The 17071-nt window shown below is 43.9% G+C and carries 18 protein-coding genes; 7 read left to right on the top strand and 11 right to left on the bottom strand.

Annotated features, from left to right (window positions below; translation table 11 throughout):
* Window positions 1-16: 16 nt before the first annotated feature.
* Both glyS and BP896_RS05830 read right to left on the bottom strand, forming a co-directional pair.
* Window positions 17-1789: a glycine--tRNA ligase gene (gene glyS, locus BP896_RS05825; RefSeq protein WP_291766663.1), complete on the bottom strand. Its 1773-nt coding sequence runs from the start codon at window positions 1787-1789 to the stop codon at window positions 17-19.
* A gap of 44 nt (window positions 1790-1833) precedes the next feature.
* A complete protein-coding gene (locus BP896_RS05830; protein WP_291766665.1) occupies window positions 1834-3210 on the bottom strand; it encodes a glycosyltransferase family 2 protein in 1377 nt (458 codons plus the stop codon).
* Between the two features lie 92 nt (window positions 3211-3302).
* Between BP896_RS05830 and BP896_RS05835 the strand changes: the two genes are divergently transcribed.
* Window positions 3303-4214, top strand: a complete 912-nt coding sequence (locus tag BP896_RS05835; protein WP_291766666.1) for a fumarylacetoacetate hydrolase family protein — start codon at window positions 3303-3305, stop codon at window positions 4212-4214.
* Here the strand turns inward: BP896_RS05835 and BP896_RS05840 are convergent.
* A complete protein-coding gene (locus BP896_RS05840; RefSeq protein WP_291766667.1) occupies window positions 4201-5832 on the bottom strand; it encodes a CTP synthase in 1632 nt (543 codons plus the stop codon). The two genes, BP896_RS05835 and BP896_RS05840, sit on opposite strands and share 14 nt — an antisense overlap.
* A 105-nt stretch (window positions 5833-5937) precedes the next feature.
* On the opposite strand from BP896_RS05840, the gene BP896_RS05845 reads away from it, so the two are divergent.
* The 3 genes from BP896_RS05845 to BP896_RS05855 are packed head-to-tail and all read left to right on the top strand — an operon-like array spanning window position 5938 to window position 6893.
* Window positions 5938-6237: a hypothetical protein gene (locus tag BP896_RS05845; protein ID WP_291766668.1), complete on the top strand. Its 300-nt coding sequence runs from the start codon at window positions 5938-5940 to the stop codon at window positions 6235-6237.
* Entirely contained in the window at window positions 6218-6532 is a 315-nt protein-coding gene (locus BP896_RS05850; protein ID WP_291766669.1) for a hypothetical protein, read from the top strand. The genes BP896_RS05845 and BP896_RS05850 overlap by 20 nt, the downstream gene beginning before the upstream one ends.
* A complete protein-coding gene (locus BP896_RS05855) occupies window positions 6522-6893 on the top strand; it encodes a hypothetical protein (protein WP_291766670.1) in 372 nt (123 codons plus the stop codon). Before BP896_RS05850 ends, BP896_RS05855 begins: the two co-directional genes overlap by 11 nt.
* Here BP896_RS05855 and BP896_RS05860 read toward each other — a convergent pair.
* The 7 genes from BP896_RS05860 to BP896_RS05890 all read right to left on the bottom strand — a co-directional run bounded on the left by BP896_RS05860 (window position 6890) and on the right by BP896_RS05890 (window position 13605).
* Window positions 6890-7822: a carbohydrate kinase family protein gene (locus BP896_RS05860; RefSeq protein WP_291766671.1), complete on the bottom strand. Its 933-nt coding sequence runs from the start codon at window positions 7820-7822 to the stop codon at window positions 6890-6892. The genes BP896_RS05855 and BP896_RS05860 overlap by 4 nt on opposite strands.
* Window positions 7822-9075: an MFS transporter gene (locus tag BP896_RS05865; protein WP_291766672.1), complete on the bottom strand. Its 1254-nt coding sequence runs from the start codon at window positions 9073-9075 to the stop codon at window positions 7822-7824. The genes BP896_RS05860 and BP896_RS05865 overlap by 1 nt, the downstream gene beginning before the upstream one ends.
* A gap of 106 nt (window positions 9076-9181) precedes the next feature.
* A complete protein-coding gene (locus BP896_RS05870; RefSeq protein ID WP_291766673.1) occupies window positions 9182-9625 on the bottom strand; it encodes a 30S ribosomal protein S12 in 444 nt (147 codons plus the stop codon).
* A 31-nt stretch (window positions 9626-9656) separates the two neighbouring features.
* Window positions 9657-10103 (bottom strand): NusA-like transcription termination signal-binding factor, encoded by a 447-nt coding sequence (locus BP896_RS05875; RefSeq protein ID WP_291766675.1) that lies wholly within the window; start codon window positions 10101-10103, stop codon window positions 9657-9659.
* Window positions 10096-10407, bottom strand: a complete 312-nt coding sequence (locus tag BP896_RS05880; protein WP_291766676.1) for a 50S ribosomal protein L30e — start codon at window positions 10405-10407, stop codon at window positions 10096-10098. Before BP896_RS05880 ends, BP896_RS05875 begins: the two co-directional genes overlap by 8 nt.
* A 121-nt stretch (window positions 10408-10528) precedes the next feature.
* Entirely contained in the window at window positions 10529-11203 is a 675-nt protein-coding gene (locus BP896_RS05885; protein WP_291766677.1) for an AMMECR1 domain-containing protein, read from the bottom strand.
* Window positions 11204-11334: 131 nt separating this feature from the next.
* A complete protein-coding gene (locus BP896_RS05890; protein WP_291766678.1) occupies window positions 11335-13605 on the bottom strand; it encodes a DEAD/DEAH box helicase in 2271 nt (756 codons plus the stop codon).
* A 160-nt stretch (window positions 13606-13765) separates the two neighbouring features.
* Between BP896_RS05890 and BP896_RS05895 the strand changes: the two genes are divergently transcribed.
* The 3 genes from BP896_RS05895 to BP896_RS05905 are packed head-to-tail and all read left to right on the top strand — an operon-like array spanning window position 13766 to window position 15910.
* Entirely contained in the window at window positions 13766-14809 is a 1044-nt protein-coding gene (locus BP896_RS05895) for a 50S ribosomal protein L3 (RefSeq protein WP_291766679.1), read from the top strand.
* Window position 14810: 1 nt separating this feature from the next.
* On the top strand, window positions 14811-15647 hold the full coding sequence (gene rpl4p / locus BP896_RS05900) for a 50S ribosomal protein L4 (RefSeq protein ID WP_291766680.1): 837 nt from the start codon (window positions 14811-14813) through the stop codon (window positions 15645-15647).
* Between the two features lie 2 nt (window positions 15648-15649).
* Window positions 15650-15910 (top strand): 50S ribosomal protein L23, encoded by a 261-nt coding sequence (locus tag BP896_RS05905; RefSeq protein ID WP_291766681.1) that lies wholly within the window; start codon window positions 15650-15652, stop codon window positions 15908-15910.
* On the opposite strand, the gene BP896_RS05910 is transcribed toward BP896_RS05905, so the two are convergent.
* A complete protein-coding gene (locus BP896_RS05910; RefSeq protein WP_291766683.1) occupies window positions 15911-16912 on the bottom strand; it encodes an ROK family protein in 1002 nt (333 codons plus the stop codon). It lies immediately after the preceding gene.
* Window positions 16913-17071 lie beyond the last annotated feature (159 nt).

Genomic DNA, 17071 nt, shown 5'->3' on the forward strand with positions numbered 1-17071 from the left:
TTTACCCCTATATTGCCTACTGGTTCCTTACTATGAGCTGTAGGTTCCTTTCAGCAGCAACCTCATTAATAGGCTTACCCTTTAAAAGATCCCTAATAATGGATGCGAGGTCCTGGATCTTAACCCTAACCTGTGCCCTACTATCCCTATCCCTAACCGTGACTGTATTATCCTTAAGGGTGTCGGCATCTATGGTTACTGCAAGTGGTGTACCTAAGCTATCCCACTTAGCGTACCTAGCCCCTATGGTTCCACCATCATCGTAAACCGCTGTGATACCCTCATTAATTAAGCTCATCCTAATATCCCTAGCCACCTTAATCAACTCCCCCCTGCTCACTATTGGTAATACTGCAACAGTGATGGGGGCTATATCCCTAGGTAGCTTAAGTACTATCTTACCGTCAATGAGAGTGTAGGCGTTTTCAAGTGTAACGTAGAGTATTCTATCTATGCCGAATGATGGTTCAATAACGTGGGGTATGAAGTTCTCTGTATTCACCTTCCTGGACTCAGTCTTAATGAAAACCATATCCTTAGTTACCTTAAATCCATTAATAATCACCTCACCCTTACTCCCCAATTCCCTAACTAACTCCTCAGGGTTAACGCTGGCTAAGGCCCTAAGGACTAGGGGTGCTTCATTACCGTAGACCTCCCTTATCTTTGATGGGTTAGGGTAAACCCTATGCTCCTCAATAACCTTAGGCTCCTTAAGCCTCCTAACAGCTGAAATATCCTGGCCACTGTATGATGCATGCCTACTTAAGTCATAATCCCCCCTATAGGCGTGCCCACTAACCTCAAGCCAACCGAAGCGTTCAGTGTAGACAACGTGGTCGTAAACCATCCTAGCGTAGTGAGCCCTCTCATTAGGTAGCTTAGCTATGAACATTTGCTTCTCCTCAGGTATGCCTAGGCTTTTAAGGAACTTCACTGAGAGAGCCATGTAGAAGGCCATCCATTCATTAGCCACATAACCCATCCTCGCCGCTTCCCCAGCTGAGACAACCCTAGGTTCATTAACCCCCTTTGCAACATCTTCCTCCGTAAGTAACCTTAATTTAACATCACCAACATCATTAATGTATGGGCATGATGAGTCCTGCGGGTCAAAGAAGAGTTCAATCTCCATTTGGGAAAACTCCCTAAGCCTAATTAACCCTTGTCTTGGTGAAATCTCATTCCTACCAACCTTACCAACCTGGGCTATTGCCATGGGTAACTTCCCCATTATCCTGTATATCCTATTGAAGTTAACGAACATTCCCTGGGCGGTCTCAGGCCTTAGGTAACCTACATTCTCACTATATGGCCCTATGGTGGTTTTGAAGAGTAGGTTAAACTTCTGAACATCACTTAACTCACCCCCACAGGCAGGGCACCTTATGTTATTCCTCCTTATTAATTTAGTTAACTCAACTTCATTAAGCCCCTCAGTCTTAACCTTAAGCCCCCTCTTCCCAAGCTCCTCCTCCACTAAGTGGTCTGCCCTATACTTACGCCCACACTTACTGCAGGTTACTAAGTAATCTGTGAAGTTTTCAACATGCCCACTTGCCTCAAAGACTATGCTAGGCATTATTACTGGGGTTTCAACCTCATAGGTGAATTCCAGGTAGGGCAGTATGAACATCCTCCTCCACTTCTCAATAATGTTCCTCTTCAATAAAACACCAAGCAGGCCATAATCGTAGAATCCACCAGCCTCAACCTTACCCCTATATACATCAAAGCTAGGCCAGTAGAAGCCTGACTCCGCCACAACATCATTGAATTTATCCGACACGCAGGTTTAAGTTAAAGGTGCTTAAATGCTTTCCTCTAAATGACTTAGAGGATCTCCCTAGCGAACCTATAGTGAACATACGCATACGGTGCATCACCCACAGCCACCCATAGTGATGATGATAAGTAGCCGTGAATTAGGTTAAGGATTAATAATACCGTGAAGGTAATCATCATTATTGTTTCAATGGGTAAAGCCTTAATCACAGTCATCCCACCCTTAGGCGTAACATCCCATCCCCTGAAGCTGGATCCTAGGGCACCCTTAATGTATGAGTAAAGAACCTGCATGCTCATCGCCATAACCATTGCTGATGACCTACCAGCCGAGTATGGTGTTAACCCCCCACTCCTAGTCCTTAATGGTATGTAGCCGTAGACTAAGGCAAGTGAACCATATAGGATGAGTAGGGGTAATGTGGCTAAACCAATGAAACCACCTAATAGTAATGAGGTAACTCCAATAATTAGGCTACTCAATATGAGTAATGCAGGGGTTACGTATTGGGTTAACAGCAACACTGCATCAAGCTTAACCCTAGTACTAACGCCACTACTCATGAGCCTCCTAATCATCCTCCTTAAGGCATCGGCAACACCATAAGCCCACTTACTCTGCTGAAACCTGAAGACGCTGTATGTTCTTGGATTCTCAACGCCAACAACCTTACCGTCAATGAAATCAATGTCGAAGCCCATTGATATTAACTTAAGCCAAACATATATGTCATCCTGAGGCCCACTACCACTCCACCCATCTACTTCTCTAAGGGCGCTTGCCTTAAACATTGTACCTGTCCCAACGACTAAGGCCGGTAAACCCCTAGCCCTCCTACCACCCTGTATAGTATCAACGGCTAGGTTCATGGATGCTGTAACAGCTTCAGAAACTAAGGTATCGGTATTATACCCAAACCACCTACCAGCCACAGCAACCACGTTATCGTTAGTCATTAAGCCACAGGCCTTAAGGGGAAAGTTTGGGTCTATAAGTGAGTCAACATCCATGGTTAACACGTAATCACCCCTTGAGTGCCTAAAACCATAGTCAAGGGCACCTGCCTTACCCGCATTCTTATTAACCCTCCTAAGTACCTTAACATTATCCCCAAGGCCATTAACCCTATGCTTAAGATCATTAACGTAATCCTCTTCATCATCTGAAACCACTATCACCTCAATTGGGCCCGGCCAATTGAAGCTTAACGCCCTTTTAATAGCATCAATGACGGTGCTCATTGGTTCATGCCACGTGGGGATTATTACACTTAAGGTCCCAAACCCATTAAGGCACTCCATGGTACTACTCCTCCTTCCCCTCCTGTAGGCTAGGTAATTGTGGATATCGTAAATGAGTATTAGTATTGGGTAAATCATCAATACGGTTACTGCGATAATAACTGCAACTGTGGGGTTTATCATGCGGTTAAGCAATGCACATTACCGTATTTAACTATTATTCAAATATTCAAATTACGGTTAATACTTATTTAACCAGGTAACTAAGCCTAACTATGAGGTTACTAACCTTCGAGCAGGGTGGCGTAACTAGGGTGGGGGTATATACTGGTAGGGGTATTGTGGATTTACCTAAAGCCTACATGACTATTTACGAGGCTGAATCAGCTCCAGACTTCCTCTATTCAATGAGGAGGTTGATTGAGGATGGTGAGCCAGCGTTAAGTATTGTTAATGATTTAGTTAATAAGACCCTTAAGTCAGGTAGGGGAGATTTACTGCTTAATCAATCATCAATTAATTGGCTTCCCCCTGTCACTGACCCTGAGAAGATACTGTGTGTTGCGGTTAATTATAAGGCCCACGGTGAGGAGAGCAGCACTAAGCCCCCTGAGAGGCCATACTTCTTCCCGAAATTCCGTAATGCATTAATTGGTAATGGGCAACCCATAGTTAAGCCTAAGGCCTCTAATAAGGTGGATTGGGAGGTTGAGCTTGGTGTTGTGATAGGTAGGAGGGGTAAGTACATTGATGCTAAGGATGCGTTTAATCACGTTTTCGGCTACGTGGTAACCAATGATGTTTCCATGAGGGATTGGCAATTCCCCTCAATGGACCAGTACGGTATGGATTGGATACATGGTAAGTCCATGGATGGGGCAATGCCAGTGGGCCCATACATTGTAACTAAGGATGAAGTGAATGATCCACATAACCTAAGGTTAACACTTAAGGTTAATGGTTCAGTGGAGCAGGATGGTAATACAAGGGACTTAATATTTAAGATCCATGAGTTAATACATTGGGCATCCCAGGGAATAACCCTTAAGCCAGGTGACTACATTTCAACAGGTACACCATCGGGTGTAGGTTTCCCAAAGGGTAAGTTCCTTAAGCACGGTGATTTAGTTGAGGCTGAGGTTGAGGGTATAGGTGTTTTAAGGAATCCAGTGATTAATGAGGAGTAACCCCAGTGTACGGTGATGGTTCACCACGCCTCCATGATAATGCAGCCTTAAGTAGGGTGATGAATAATGGATGCGGCCTAGTTAGCCTACTTCTGAATTCAGGGTGGAATTGGGTTGCTATGAAGAAGTAGTGGTTATGTAGCTCAATAGCCTCCACCCTAGGTACATCAACCCTCATGGCTGAGAAAACTAACCCAGCCTCCTGAAGCTGCTTAAAGTAGGCTGGGTTAACCTCATATCTATGCCTATGCCTCTCCCTAATCCTCAATGAACCATATACCTCATGAAGAATGCTTCCTTCAGCAATACTTATCTCCCTATCACCAAGTATCATTGTACCCCCAAGCTTATTAACGTTCTTCTCCTCAGGGGTAATGTCTATTACTGGGTGGGGTGTGTTTGGATTAACCTCAGTGGTGTGTGCATCCTTAAGGCCTAAGACATCCCTAGCGTACTCCACCACTGAGAGCTGCATGCCATAGCATATGCCCAATATGGGTATATTATTCTCCCTAGCATACTTAATAGCCATTATCTTACCCTCAACACCCCTAGCCCCAAAGCCAGGTAATATTATGTAGGAGTCGGTATTCATTTTGGCTAATAAGTCAGGGTCCCTCTCCACCTCCTCTGAATCACACCAAATAATCCTCGGCCTAACCCTTAGCCAAGCGGCCGCATGCTTAATAGCTTCCACTATGCTTATGTAGGCGTCCCTTAATTTAACGTACTTACCGCAAAGCGTCACACTAACCTCTTCAGTGGCGTTAATCATTGCGTTCACTAAATTAACCCACTCATCCCACTTGGGTTCACTTACCTTAACCTTAAGTAACTTAGCCAACATATTGCCTAGTCCCTGCTCATCTAAGATTAATGGTACCCTGTATATTGTATCAACATTAAAGGAATTGAATATGAGGTCTTGAGGCACATTGGTGAATAACGATACTTTAGCCTTGACATCACTAGTTATTGGCTTAGTTGACCTTATTATTATTATGTCAGGTTGAATACCAACCCTCCTAAGCTCCATGACGCTATGCTGCAGTGGCTTAGTCTTAAACTCATCCGTAACATCAAGGATTGGTACTGGAGCCACATGAATAAACACAACATTACCATTCTCCTCAAGCCTCATCTGCCTGGCAGCCTCAAGGAACGGTAAGCTCTCGTAATCACCCACAGTTCCCCCAATCTCAATAACCACTGCATCCCAACCCTCCTTAGCAATATTCCTAATCCTGGCCTTAACTTCATTCGTTACATGCGGTATTAATTGAACCGTTTGACCAAGGTACACCCCCCTTCGTTCACCATCAATTACACTCAAGTAAACTTGACCAGACGTTATGTTGTGGCTCTTAGATAATTCAACGTCAAGGAACCTTTCATAGTGGCCTAGATCCAAGTCCGTTTCACCACCATCAGCAGTAACGTAGACTTCACCATGCTGGTAAGGATTCATTGTACCAGCATCCACGTTTAAGTACGGATCCACCTTAATTGCTGTGACGGAAAGGCCCCTAGCCTGGAGGATCTTAGCTATGGACGCCGTGGCTATACCCTTACCAACACTACTCATTACACCGCCTGTAATGAAAATGAAGGCAGTCATGAAGCTTAATTAATGCACCTCTTATAAACCTAACGGCTTAATGAACTAAGTATCTACGGTTTAAATTTACGATACGCTTTTAACACCCCACGTCAACTTAATTTAATGCAACCACCCTACAATTACCCTCACCAACAGCCCCCTGGGCATAGGGGGAGTGGATTAGCTCTAGCGCTGATTGCAATTGGGTTAATACTAATGATAATTGCAGTGGTGTTGGCGTACTTGGAGTACGTTAATGCTGCACCATTAGTAAGGTACCTTGGCTCAAACACGAGCATTAACGGTGTCCTTAACCTAATAGGCTACGTAACATATAAGTCAGTATTCATAGTGATAATAGCGTGGGTTGGCTCAATGATAATGGCTAGGGGTGTTCAAACCTATGCTGGGCAAGGTCATTGAGGCGTTCATAATGCTAATACTAGCCATTGAGGTACTAACCATGGCCCTCTCAATAATGGTTATAGTGAAGAACCTTACCTTAACTGTCTCCCAAGTAGGTAACGTATACAGTACTAAGGTATGCGTAAGCAATAAGACACCCTTAAAAGTAACGCTAATGGTAGGTTCCAGTGAGGCTTCAATTAACTCAGGACAATATGGATGCCTTACCGTTAATTCAACTCAACTATTAAGTAATGTGACGCTTGGTTTAGGCTTATTCAATGTGACGCTTGGTGTTGAGTATGCCAGGTAGGGTTAGATCTGTTTTACTGAACATTACTGTTGATGTATTAATGTTACTTATCCTATACGGCCTACTAAGCGTGCTTGGTTACTCAATATCATTAATAGGGCTACTACTGGTTGTGGTAGCTATAGCAGCCGCTGGGGTTAGGTCAATAGTGAAGGGTACTGAGCACTCGATATTTGCTGTTACAGCATCATTAGTGGAGGGCTTAGCGTTACTCTCCCTATTTACAATGGGTACTAAGCCAACTTCAGTAGGTGGAATGGTTGCAGTATCCTCATCATTTATCCTAGATTATGTGCTTGCATTATCAATAATACTATACTTAGTTTACACTATGATTGATGACTCTCTCACCCCTGATTAATTCGCATCACTAGGCCCCTTAATCCATTGCGTAACTAGGTCGCTCATATCAGGCATATCCATAGTGCTCAGCACATTTAACCTTAAGGAAGCTACATAGTTAGCTAACCTACATGCCTCATAACTACTAAGCCCCCTTAACAACCCAGTAATGTAGGCTGCATCGAAGGCATCGCCAGCACCAATGGTTGTTAACACATGCTTCACCTTATGTGCAGGGCAACGCTTAACATTACCATTATTAACCAGTAAGGCTCCTCCACTACCTAACTTAATTATGAAATTACCCCCGCTCCTCCTCATTGCCTTAACAGCATCTCTAAGGCCTAGCCCATAGAGGGCCTTAGCCTCATCACTATTAAGTAAAAGCACCCCTGGCGGTTTAATTAATGTAATTAATTCCCTAACCGATCCAGCCGCGGGGCCTGGATCCAGGAACATCATTACCCCATTATCGCTGCTGACCTTAATGACCTTAATTAACGCCTCCTTAACGTCGCTGGAGTATGCTATATTGAAGCCGCTTATGAATACTGCTTTAGATGATTTTACTACTTGTTCATCAATATCACTGGGTGTTAAGTGGGCTCCAGCGCCCACATAACCTAGGAAAGCGTGCCTACCTAATTCATCAATTATGTTGTTTGAGATTGTCGTATAGGAGCCATTCATGCGTTTTATGAAACCTGTGTATACGTTTGCATTATTAAGCATGTTAATTAGGGGAATTGAGAATGGGTCATTACCAAGCTTATCAATTACAGCCACCTTTAAGCCAAGCCTACTGGCTATAACCGCAACACTACATGCACCCCCAGGTGATAGTACTGGTTCACTAGCCACTACTAGGTCATATGCCCTTATGGGAAGCCTCCTAACCCTATAATATATGTCTAGGACGCAGTCTGAGACAACTAATAGATCAAACACTAGGCTACACCCCATATCCTTACACTAATGCCCTTACCAGTTTCCACACCTACAATGTACCAGATTATGCTTGCCGCAGCCCCAACCCCCAGTATTATTGAGTCAACAAGTAGGTACAGTTTCATTGGTATGTAAGCTGAGGCAAATAGTACTGGGATTGAGCCACCCAGTGAAATAACCCTAACTAATGCAGTGTAGGTCCCCCTCCTAATCACCCTCCAGTACTCTGACTTAAGTGTGTCCTCGGTTAAGAAGTACGCATTAATTAGTATTGAGAATACTGCGAATAAGCCCCAGAACACACCTAAGTTACGCATCCAAATATTGGTAGTTAATGCCAGTATTAAGGTAATGAGGGTCAATCCCAGTGAGGAGGTGGCAAGCATCACCTTCCTACTCACTGAGTCAGCAAATAAACCTATGATTACCCCTGATGCTAAGGCCACTATGGAAAAAACCAGTATTAGCCAATTGGTTAGGCTTGGTAGGAAGTATGGTCCAAGAGTTAAGGCCAGTAAACTGAACCCAGCTGTATAGGCCCATCCAATTAACCCACCCACCATTATCCTTAACCATGTTGGAGGTAGCCTAATCCTCACAGCATACTCATAGGGCGAATTACTAGTATTACTATTAGCCATATTATTAATTTCATTAACTTTACCAACAGCCTCCAGCCACAGTGTGGATTCAGGGATCATTCGCCTAAGCACATATAGTAAAGGCGCTATGATTATTAACGTGGCTCCCAACGCCGCTCTCTGCATCATTGGGTTAACGTTAAGTAACGTGAGTGAAGCAGCCAATACGCCACCTAAGTTAGTGAAGTTAAGTATGAGGAAAACTAACCTACTCCTAAGCCTACTTGGGAAGTATTCATGGGCGGCGGTCATAACTGTATTATATTCACCACCAGTGGCTAATAGTAGTAGGCTTAGGAATACTAGTAGCATTACGTATCCTTGGCTAATCATTAATCCAACAGCACCAGCAATGTACATTAGGAGGGTTAAGTAAAGTGTCCTCCTCCTACCAAGCGCATCTGAGAGTGGGCCAGCTATAACACCACCGATCAGTAGCCATAATGGTGGCCAAATCATTAATAAGGCTGTTAGGTACCTTGGCGTAATCACCCAGCCAGTGGCTAAGTATGAGATTGAGTATATGTATGCTTCAACAGTTGTGCTTAAGCTAAACACTATGAAGGCTATAGTATGTGTTTTACTCCAGGATTCCTCAATTGCTGAGGCCACAGTGCTAGGATAATTATCCTATTTTTAAATATTGCCTAATGCTAACTCAATAACCTAATAAGCACATAACCTCATTAACATATTATGGTATTTTAGATTCGAATAATTATCTAACAGGTTTCTGTTTCTTACCAAGTAGTATAGCTTTAAGGCTAACTCCATTAACCTTAGTTACCTTAAACCTTACGCCAGGTAAGTCACCGTACGCCCTACCCTCAGGCCCTCCAATCCTCTCAATTATGACCTCATCATGCTCATTAATGAGGTTTAACCCACCATCCCAAGGTACGAATGCTGTAACAACTTTACCATTCTTAGTAAGTTGAACCCTAACGCACTTCCTAACCGCTGCATTTGGTTTCCTAGCCTCAACACCCACCTTCTCAAGAACTATACCCCTAGCCATTGGGGCTCCTTCCAGTGGATCATACTTCTTAACGAAGCCCAACGCACGCTTCTTATACTGAATATCACTCCACCTGAACTTCTGCCTCTTCCTCCTAAGCTTCCTAGCAGCATACAGCCCTAGTGGGCTCTTTTTACCACTCACAATGTGCCCCCCTGAGTCAGCTTAATAAGCGTTATGGTATCTTAACGTTATCAATGTCGAAGTACCTCTTAGCCAGTAATGCTGCCCTTTTAAGATTCCTATGGTACTTGCCTAATGCTATACCCTTCTCCCCCTCCTCAACCCTAATTATAGCCACCTTCCCATTATTAGGAAGCTTATTAATAGTTATGTTAATTACCTTAGCTGGGTAAAGTGCATTCCTTAACAATTCCTCAGGGTCATCACCATACTCAACTATTTCAACATCCTTGCCGAGTAGATTCTTAAGCTTCTTAACATTTATACCCCCTTTACCAACAGCCAATGGTGCGAAATTCTTATCTACCATGAATATTATCCTATTGAATTCAGGGTCATATATTGCATCCCTTGGCGTTATCCCGGTGATGCTTTCGAATAGTGCTGCGTACCTTAATTCATCATCAGTAAGTATAATTCGACCCCTACTCTTAGACATTGCCACCACCAGCAAGAGACATTATACTACTCTCCCCTGGGTCAATAATAGCCACAACAGCTATTTTATGGCTTCTCCTTAGAGCACCACCCAATTCCCAGCTTGAACCAGCATATGTGAATATTGGCACTTGAGATAACTTAGCGTATCTTTCAACATCCTGCCTAATACTTGGTGGCACGTTAGCGGCCATTATAACTAACTTAGCGTCACCATTAAGTATAGCCTTTATTGATTGCCTAACACCCATCGTCAACCTACCTGTGTTAGCTACAACTTGCAGTTCCCTTGATATATCTATCATCTACCTCCATCATCCCTTAGTCTTTTATAAATCTTTCGCCAAGGAGCCTAACCATAGGCTAATTATATAGCAATAATGTTTAGCATTAAGGGGGTTCATTAAACCCCATGTTAACGATGCATTAATTCACCAAACCCTTGGCCGAGTTTATTTCCCTAAGGTACTTATTCATGTAAAGTAGCCTCTCAATAACCTCACCCTCAGGTTCTAGTTCATAGAATACCTGAGTCTCAAAGATCCTGACTTCACCGCATCCCTTACTGCATATGAGTGAAATTAACTCATCCATTGATGGGAGCCTATTCTTCTCCTCACTGAACTTAGCTGCGGTTTCAATAATCTTATGCGCTAAGTAAGCCTCAATACTACCATCTGGCCTCTTAATTAGTAAACCATGATAACCCGGTATGAATACTTTGGTTAAGTTATCCATGTTCACTTGCCTAGGTTGATTATTGACGACAACTTCAATAACTACTCTCTTAACCTCACTTAGCGATAGTGGGCTATACTTAGGTGAATTGAATGCCGCATACCTAGCTATCATTATTACGTCATCGTAAAGGTTCCTAATGGGGTACGGTGACCCAACATCACCTCTAAGCTCCCTATACCTGAATCCATTACTTACCTTAATCTTCTCCACAGACACCCATACGCCAAGGCTCATTGACTTAAGGTGATCGGCAGTAATGGGAATCTTCTCAATATTCCTTAACTTGCTCTCTATTGCGTACCTAGCCAACTTAATCAGTAGCGCACCATCACTTAATGTTAATGGCCTAAATAAATCCATTGAAGCTACTGCGCATTCCTAGGTTTAAAGCATAATCCAATGATTAACCAGTAATATGTTAGTATTATCAGCAATCTAAGAGGAATAATTTAGAAGATACCGCTTGAACCTTAGGTATTGGGGGTGCAGCGTTAATACATGTGGTCAAGTAGGCTGCCTCCACTGCGCCTATTTTTCCCCTTAACCATGGGTTCATTAAACTTAACCACCCTACCATCCTTAACCAATTGGCGGGCCTGCTCAATTATTGAGCCAGCAATCTTATCCCCTATTCCACGTACCCTAGTTAAGTCACTTACATTTGCCTTAGCCAAATCCTCAATTGACCTATAGCCTGCAGTGTAGAGGGCCCTGGCCCTAACCCTACCCACACCCTCAAGGTTAATGACCAACTCCAGTAATTCATCATTAACACCATACTTTACCCTATACCTAAGCGCCCTTAACCCATTCACAATACTACCACTTAACCCCAGTGTCCTAGCCAGTTCCTGAAGTGCCCCTATTAGCCACTCAGCCTGATCTGAGAGTACTCTTAAATCCCCAGGCTGCACGTCATAAGCCTTCATTATCTGGTCCTCACTGCTTTCATTAATCCACTCAAGGAGCGCCATGGCTGTTTTAAACTCTGACAGGAAGTCCTCATAATCCTCAGGGTAGTTAACTAACTCATCTACTTCACTGGGTTTAAGGGGTATTGAGGACCACATTGAGGCTGCCTGTTGAGCTAGGTCATCAAGTTCACTCTTCCTCACCTTAACCTTAGGTATCTTAGGTGACTTAACAACAAGCATCAGTGAGTAGGCGTTTAAGTCAGCATCATTACTGAGACTGTTTAAACCCATTATGAAGACATGCGCTGTATCTGGGTCAAGGTACATCCTATTAACCACCTCACCAACCTCAGTAGCTTCAAGCTTAGCACCATTCTTTATTATGAAGCCGTAATCAACCAGTTCATCAATAATCCTACTAATCATTCTCCTCACTGAATTAACTTGAATCATTGATGATAACTTACCCTGAAACCCAGCGAAGGTGTTTGAGGTAAACTTAACTAGGTCATCGATGGTTTCAGCATATTGGCTAGCCACTGCAGATAGTATGTGGAATTTAAGTGATGTAGTGTTCATGAAGTTTGACTTAACGTACTCCGGTGGGGACTTAATGTACTTATCAATTACGTAATCCACCTCATCCTTACTTGAGGCAATTATTATTGCTTCACCATAGGGATCAAGGCCTGGCCTACCTGCTCTACCAGCCATCTGCTTATACTCCATTACAGGTATTTCAATGAAGCCGAAGCCTGGTTCATAACGCCTATATTCATTGATAATAACCCTGCGTGCAGGTAAATTAACCCCAGCGGCTAATGTTGTCGTGGATGCTAATACCCTTAATACGCCCCTCCTAAACCCCTCTTCAATAACCCTCCTAACCTCTAATTCAAGGCCAGCGTGGTGGAAGGATACGCCACACTTTATTAAGCCTATTAATTCCTCAGCCAGTATTCTTGAGGATGAAGCCTCCTTAACCTCCTCAGCCAGCTTATTCGCTTCACTGGGGTCAATGTACCTAACTGGGGATGAGCATATGTATTCAGCTAGCTTTCTAGCTATCCTCACTGCTCCTTGCCTTGATGATGAGAAAACCAGTGCTTGCCCACCATCATTCAAGGTATCCACAGTGAGGTTAACCAGTGGGTCACCTTGCCCACTGATTCGCCTCTCACCATCATTAATGTAGGTTACTATACCCCTATGGTAAACCCCCTCCCTTAGGCTAACCGGCCTCCAATCCGACTTGACTAGCTTAGCGTTAAGCCAATTAGCCAACTCCTCCGGGTTGCCTATTGTTGCGCTTAAGCCAATAATCTGCGGGTTAAGGTTAAGCATCCTTAACTTAGCTATAATTGATTCTATTATCGGCCCCCTCTCATCATCATTAATGAAGTGTATCTCATCAATTATGAGTTGCCCAACACTCCATATCCAACTTGGCTTAAGCCTAAGTAAGCTATCAAGCTTCTCATAAGTGGTTATTATTACGTCATAGGAGCCTAACCACCTATCCTCACTATTGTAGTCACCTGTTGAGGCAGCCACCCTAATGCCTAATTCACTGTACATGTTGAAGTCGTTAAGCTTCTCGAAGGCTAATGCCTTCAAGGGGACAGCCACCAGTGACTTCTTATCATTAACCAGGACATTGTTTACAGCAGCTACTTCAGCTAGAAGCGTCTTACCTGAGGCTGTGGCTGAAACCATAAGTACGTTTTCACCATTAAGTAAACCAGCCCTAACAGCCTCCTCCTGGGGTGGATACAGCGTCTTAATGCCCCTCTTACTTATTAAGAAGTCCCTAAGCACGCTTGGCAGTGGTAACTCCTCAATGTTCACTAAGGGGGTTGCACCTTAATGCTTAATATTTCTTATCATTATAGGTGGCTTAAAGTTTAAACCTAAGGAAGGAACACAACCTAAGTACCCGCACCACTGATCATCATCTATAAAGCTTAAAAAGGCCTCATTCATTAACCCACTGCTAAGGTGTCTTGTAGTGGGGTTGAAGATTCATAGGCCTAGGAGAGGATCCATGGCCTACTACCCTAGGAAGAGGGCTAGCGACATAGTGCCTAGGATACGTAATTGGCCTGTGATTGACTTAGGTAAGCCCACCCTCCTTGGTTTCGTTGGTTATAAGGCTGGTATGGTTCACGTTACCATGGTTGATGATAGGAAGACAAGCCCATTCTTCGGTAAGGAGCTCATTAAGGCGGCTACAGTTGTGGAGGTTCCCCCACTTTATGTTGTTGGTTTAAGGGCTTACGCAATTAATCCCCTTAATGCTGAGTTAGTAAGTGTTGGTGAGGCTTGGGTTAATATCCCTAATGATGTGAGGAAGTATATTACAAGGAGGATACCTACATTACCTGAGAAGTTTGATACTGATAAGGCACTTACTGAACTTCAGGGTTTACTTGACTCAGTAAGCTATATTAAGGTTATTGCAATGACTCAGCCCTATAAGGCTGGTGTAGGTAAGAAGACGCCTGAGGTTCTTGAAATACCCGTGGGTGGTGTACCAGCAATTGATGAACAGTTCAAGTACGCCTCAGGGTTATTGGGTAAGGAGGTTAAGCCAGTTGATATCTTTAAACCTGGTCAATTAGTGGACGTTATAGGGGTCACTAAGGGTAAGGGTACTCAGGGCGTGATTAAGAGGTTTGGCGTTAAGGAGTTGCCCAGGTGGCATAAGCATAGGAAGGGTTCGAGGAGAACTGGGACAGTTGGGCCTAAGCCTGCGGTAATGTACACTCAACCAAGGATGGGGCAGATGGGGTTCCATAGGCGCACTGAGTATAATAAGAGGATACTTAGGATAAGTGATAATGGTTCTGAAATAACGCCTAAGGGTGGGTTTAAGCATTACGGTATAATAAGGAGCAGCTATATACTCATTGAGGGTTCAACACCGGGTGTGGTTAAGAGGCTTATAGCCTTCAGATACCCCATTAGGCCGCCGTTTAATTATGACCTTAAGCAGGTTCAGGCACCAAGCGTGACCTGGGTAAGCACAATGGGCATTAGTGGGGTGAGTTGAAGTGAGTATTGACTTATCCCCATTACTTAAGAATAAGTATGAAGTTCCAACTAAGGCCAAGTTACTGAACCTTAACGGTGAGGCAGTTGGTGAAGTGGACTTACCTGAGCATTTCAGGACGCCGATAAGGCTGGACTTAATTAGGAGGGCTGTGTTAAGTGCATTAACAGCTAGATTTCAACCGAAGGGTACTGATAAGGAGGCTGGTTTAAGGACATCGGCAGTAAGCTTCGGTACTGGCTTAGGTATAGCCAGGGTTCCTAGGATTAAAGGCAACATGTGGCCGAGGGCTAGGATTGCACCAAACGTGGTTAAGGGTAGGAGGGCTCATCCACCTAAGGTTGAGAAGAGACTGTGGGAGAGGATTAATAGGAAGGAGAGGCTCCTAGCGATTAGGTCAGCCATAGCCGCCACCGCAGTCAAGGAGCTTGTAATAGCGAGGGGGCACTTGGTGGGTGATGTTAAGGCAATACCACTGGTTGTTGTTAATGACTTTGAGGGGATTAGTAAGGCCGCTGACGTTAAGACCGTGTTTAAGGCTCTTGGACTATGGGGTGATGTACTTAAGGCTCAAGGCAATATAAGGATTAGAGCCGGGAGGGGTAAGATGAGGGGTAGGAGGTATAAGGAGCCTAAGAGTGTTCTGGTTGTTGTCTCAAGGAAGGATGCGCCGGTGATTAGGGCTGTTAGGAACATGGCTGGGGTTGATGTTGTTTACGTCGATAACTTAAGTATACTTCATTTAGCGCCGGGGGGTGTGCCAGGCAGGTTGACGTTATGGACCCAGGGGGCTATTGAAAGGTTAAGTAATGAGAAGCTCTTCACAGTGGGTGAGTGAGCGTGTCAACTCAACCAATCATAACCAGGTTCGTTTTAACTGAAAAGGCTATTAGGTTGGCTGAGAAAGAGAATACACTAACCGTAGTGGTGCCTAGGAGTGTTAACAAGAAGGTGATTAGGGATTACGTGGAGAAGGCCTATAAAGTTAAGGTCATTGATGTGAGGACTCTAATAACTATGGAGGGGGAGAAGAAGGCTTACGTAAGGTTATCAAGTGAGAATAATGCCATTGAACTATTAACAAACCTAGGGTTACTGTAATTAATGCATTCCCTTTTCCTGTGATTCAATGAATGGCTTAAGTGATTCAGGTATCCTTAGGGCTAAAGCCGCGGCACCAATTATACCTATATCATCCCCAAAGCGTGTGCCGGTTATTTCAGGCATCCTATTAGCCACATATCTCTTAACGTATTTGTTTAACCCATCCATTATCACATCAACGTTATTAAGGAAAACACTACCGCCTAATATGACTACTTCAGGGTCATAGGCATTTATAGTATTAGCCACCCCCGCTGCAATTGCCTTAAGAACGTAGTCAATGAACTCCACTGCAAATGGGTCACCCTTCTTGAATCCATTAAATAAATCCGGCGTAGTGGCCTTACCCTCCTTAACCATTAAAGCTAATTCACTCATTTGCCCCCTATACCTCTTCTCAAGGTACCATCGTGCACTCTTAGGTATATTACCACCACCAGCAATGGCCTCCAAGTGCCCATAGCCGCCGCAGCCGCATTGTAGGTCGGATTCAATATCAACCACAGCGTGCCCCATTTCATGGGCATTACCATCCTTACCCACTAGGAGGTGTCCATCAACCACAACACCCATGCCTATTCCTGTGGATAACGTTATGTACACTACGTTGCTCTTCCCAACACCTTGACCAAATAGGTATTCACCCCAAACCGATGCCATGGCATCATTACCTATGACTACGGGTAAACCAAGCCCCCTCCTCAATGGGGCATATAGCCTAAACCTCTTAACCCTCCACCTTAAATTAGGGGCTATTAGGACATTACCCGCCTTCAAGTCAAGGGGACCTATTGAACCTATACCCACTGCTGAGATTGAGGGTAGGTACTTGCCTAAATTCTCACTAGCCCCCTTAATTATTATATTAGCCACAGTATCCTCATCACCCTCCTGGGGCATGGGGACCTTAACCTTATCAACTATTTCACCACTCACGTTAACTACCCCTATCCTAATGAAGCTTGCACCCACATCTACACCTAAGTAATATTGAGCCATTGCCTCACCTTAACCTTAGCTAATGGTTAGGATTTTTAAAGCATTAACCAAGGAATCCACTTGAGTAATAAGCATTAGTGGAGTATGATGAGTGCCCTTAGCCAATGTAGGTCTGAGTAAACTTAGTGATGCTCCAGCAGGTTAATGCAAAACCCAGGC

The sequence above is a fragment of the Caldivirga sp. UBA161 genome (assembly GCF_002506515.1).
Classification (GTDB): Archaea; Thermoproteota; Thermoprotei; order Thermoproteales; family Thermocladiaceae; genus Caldivirga.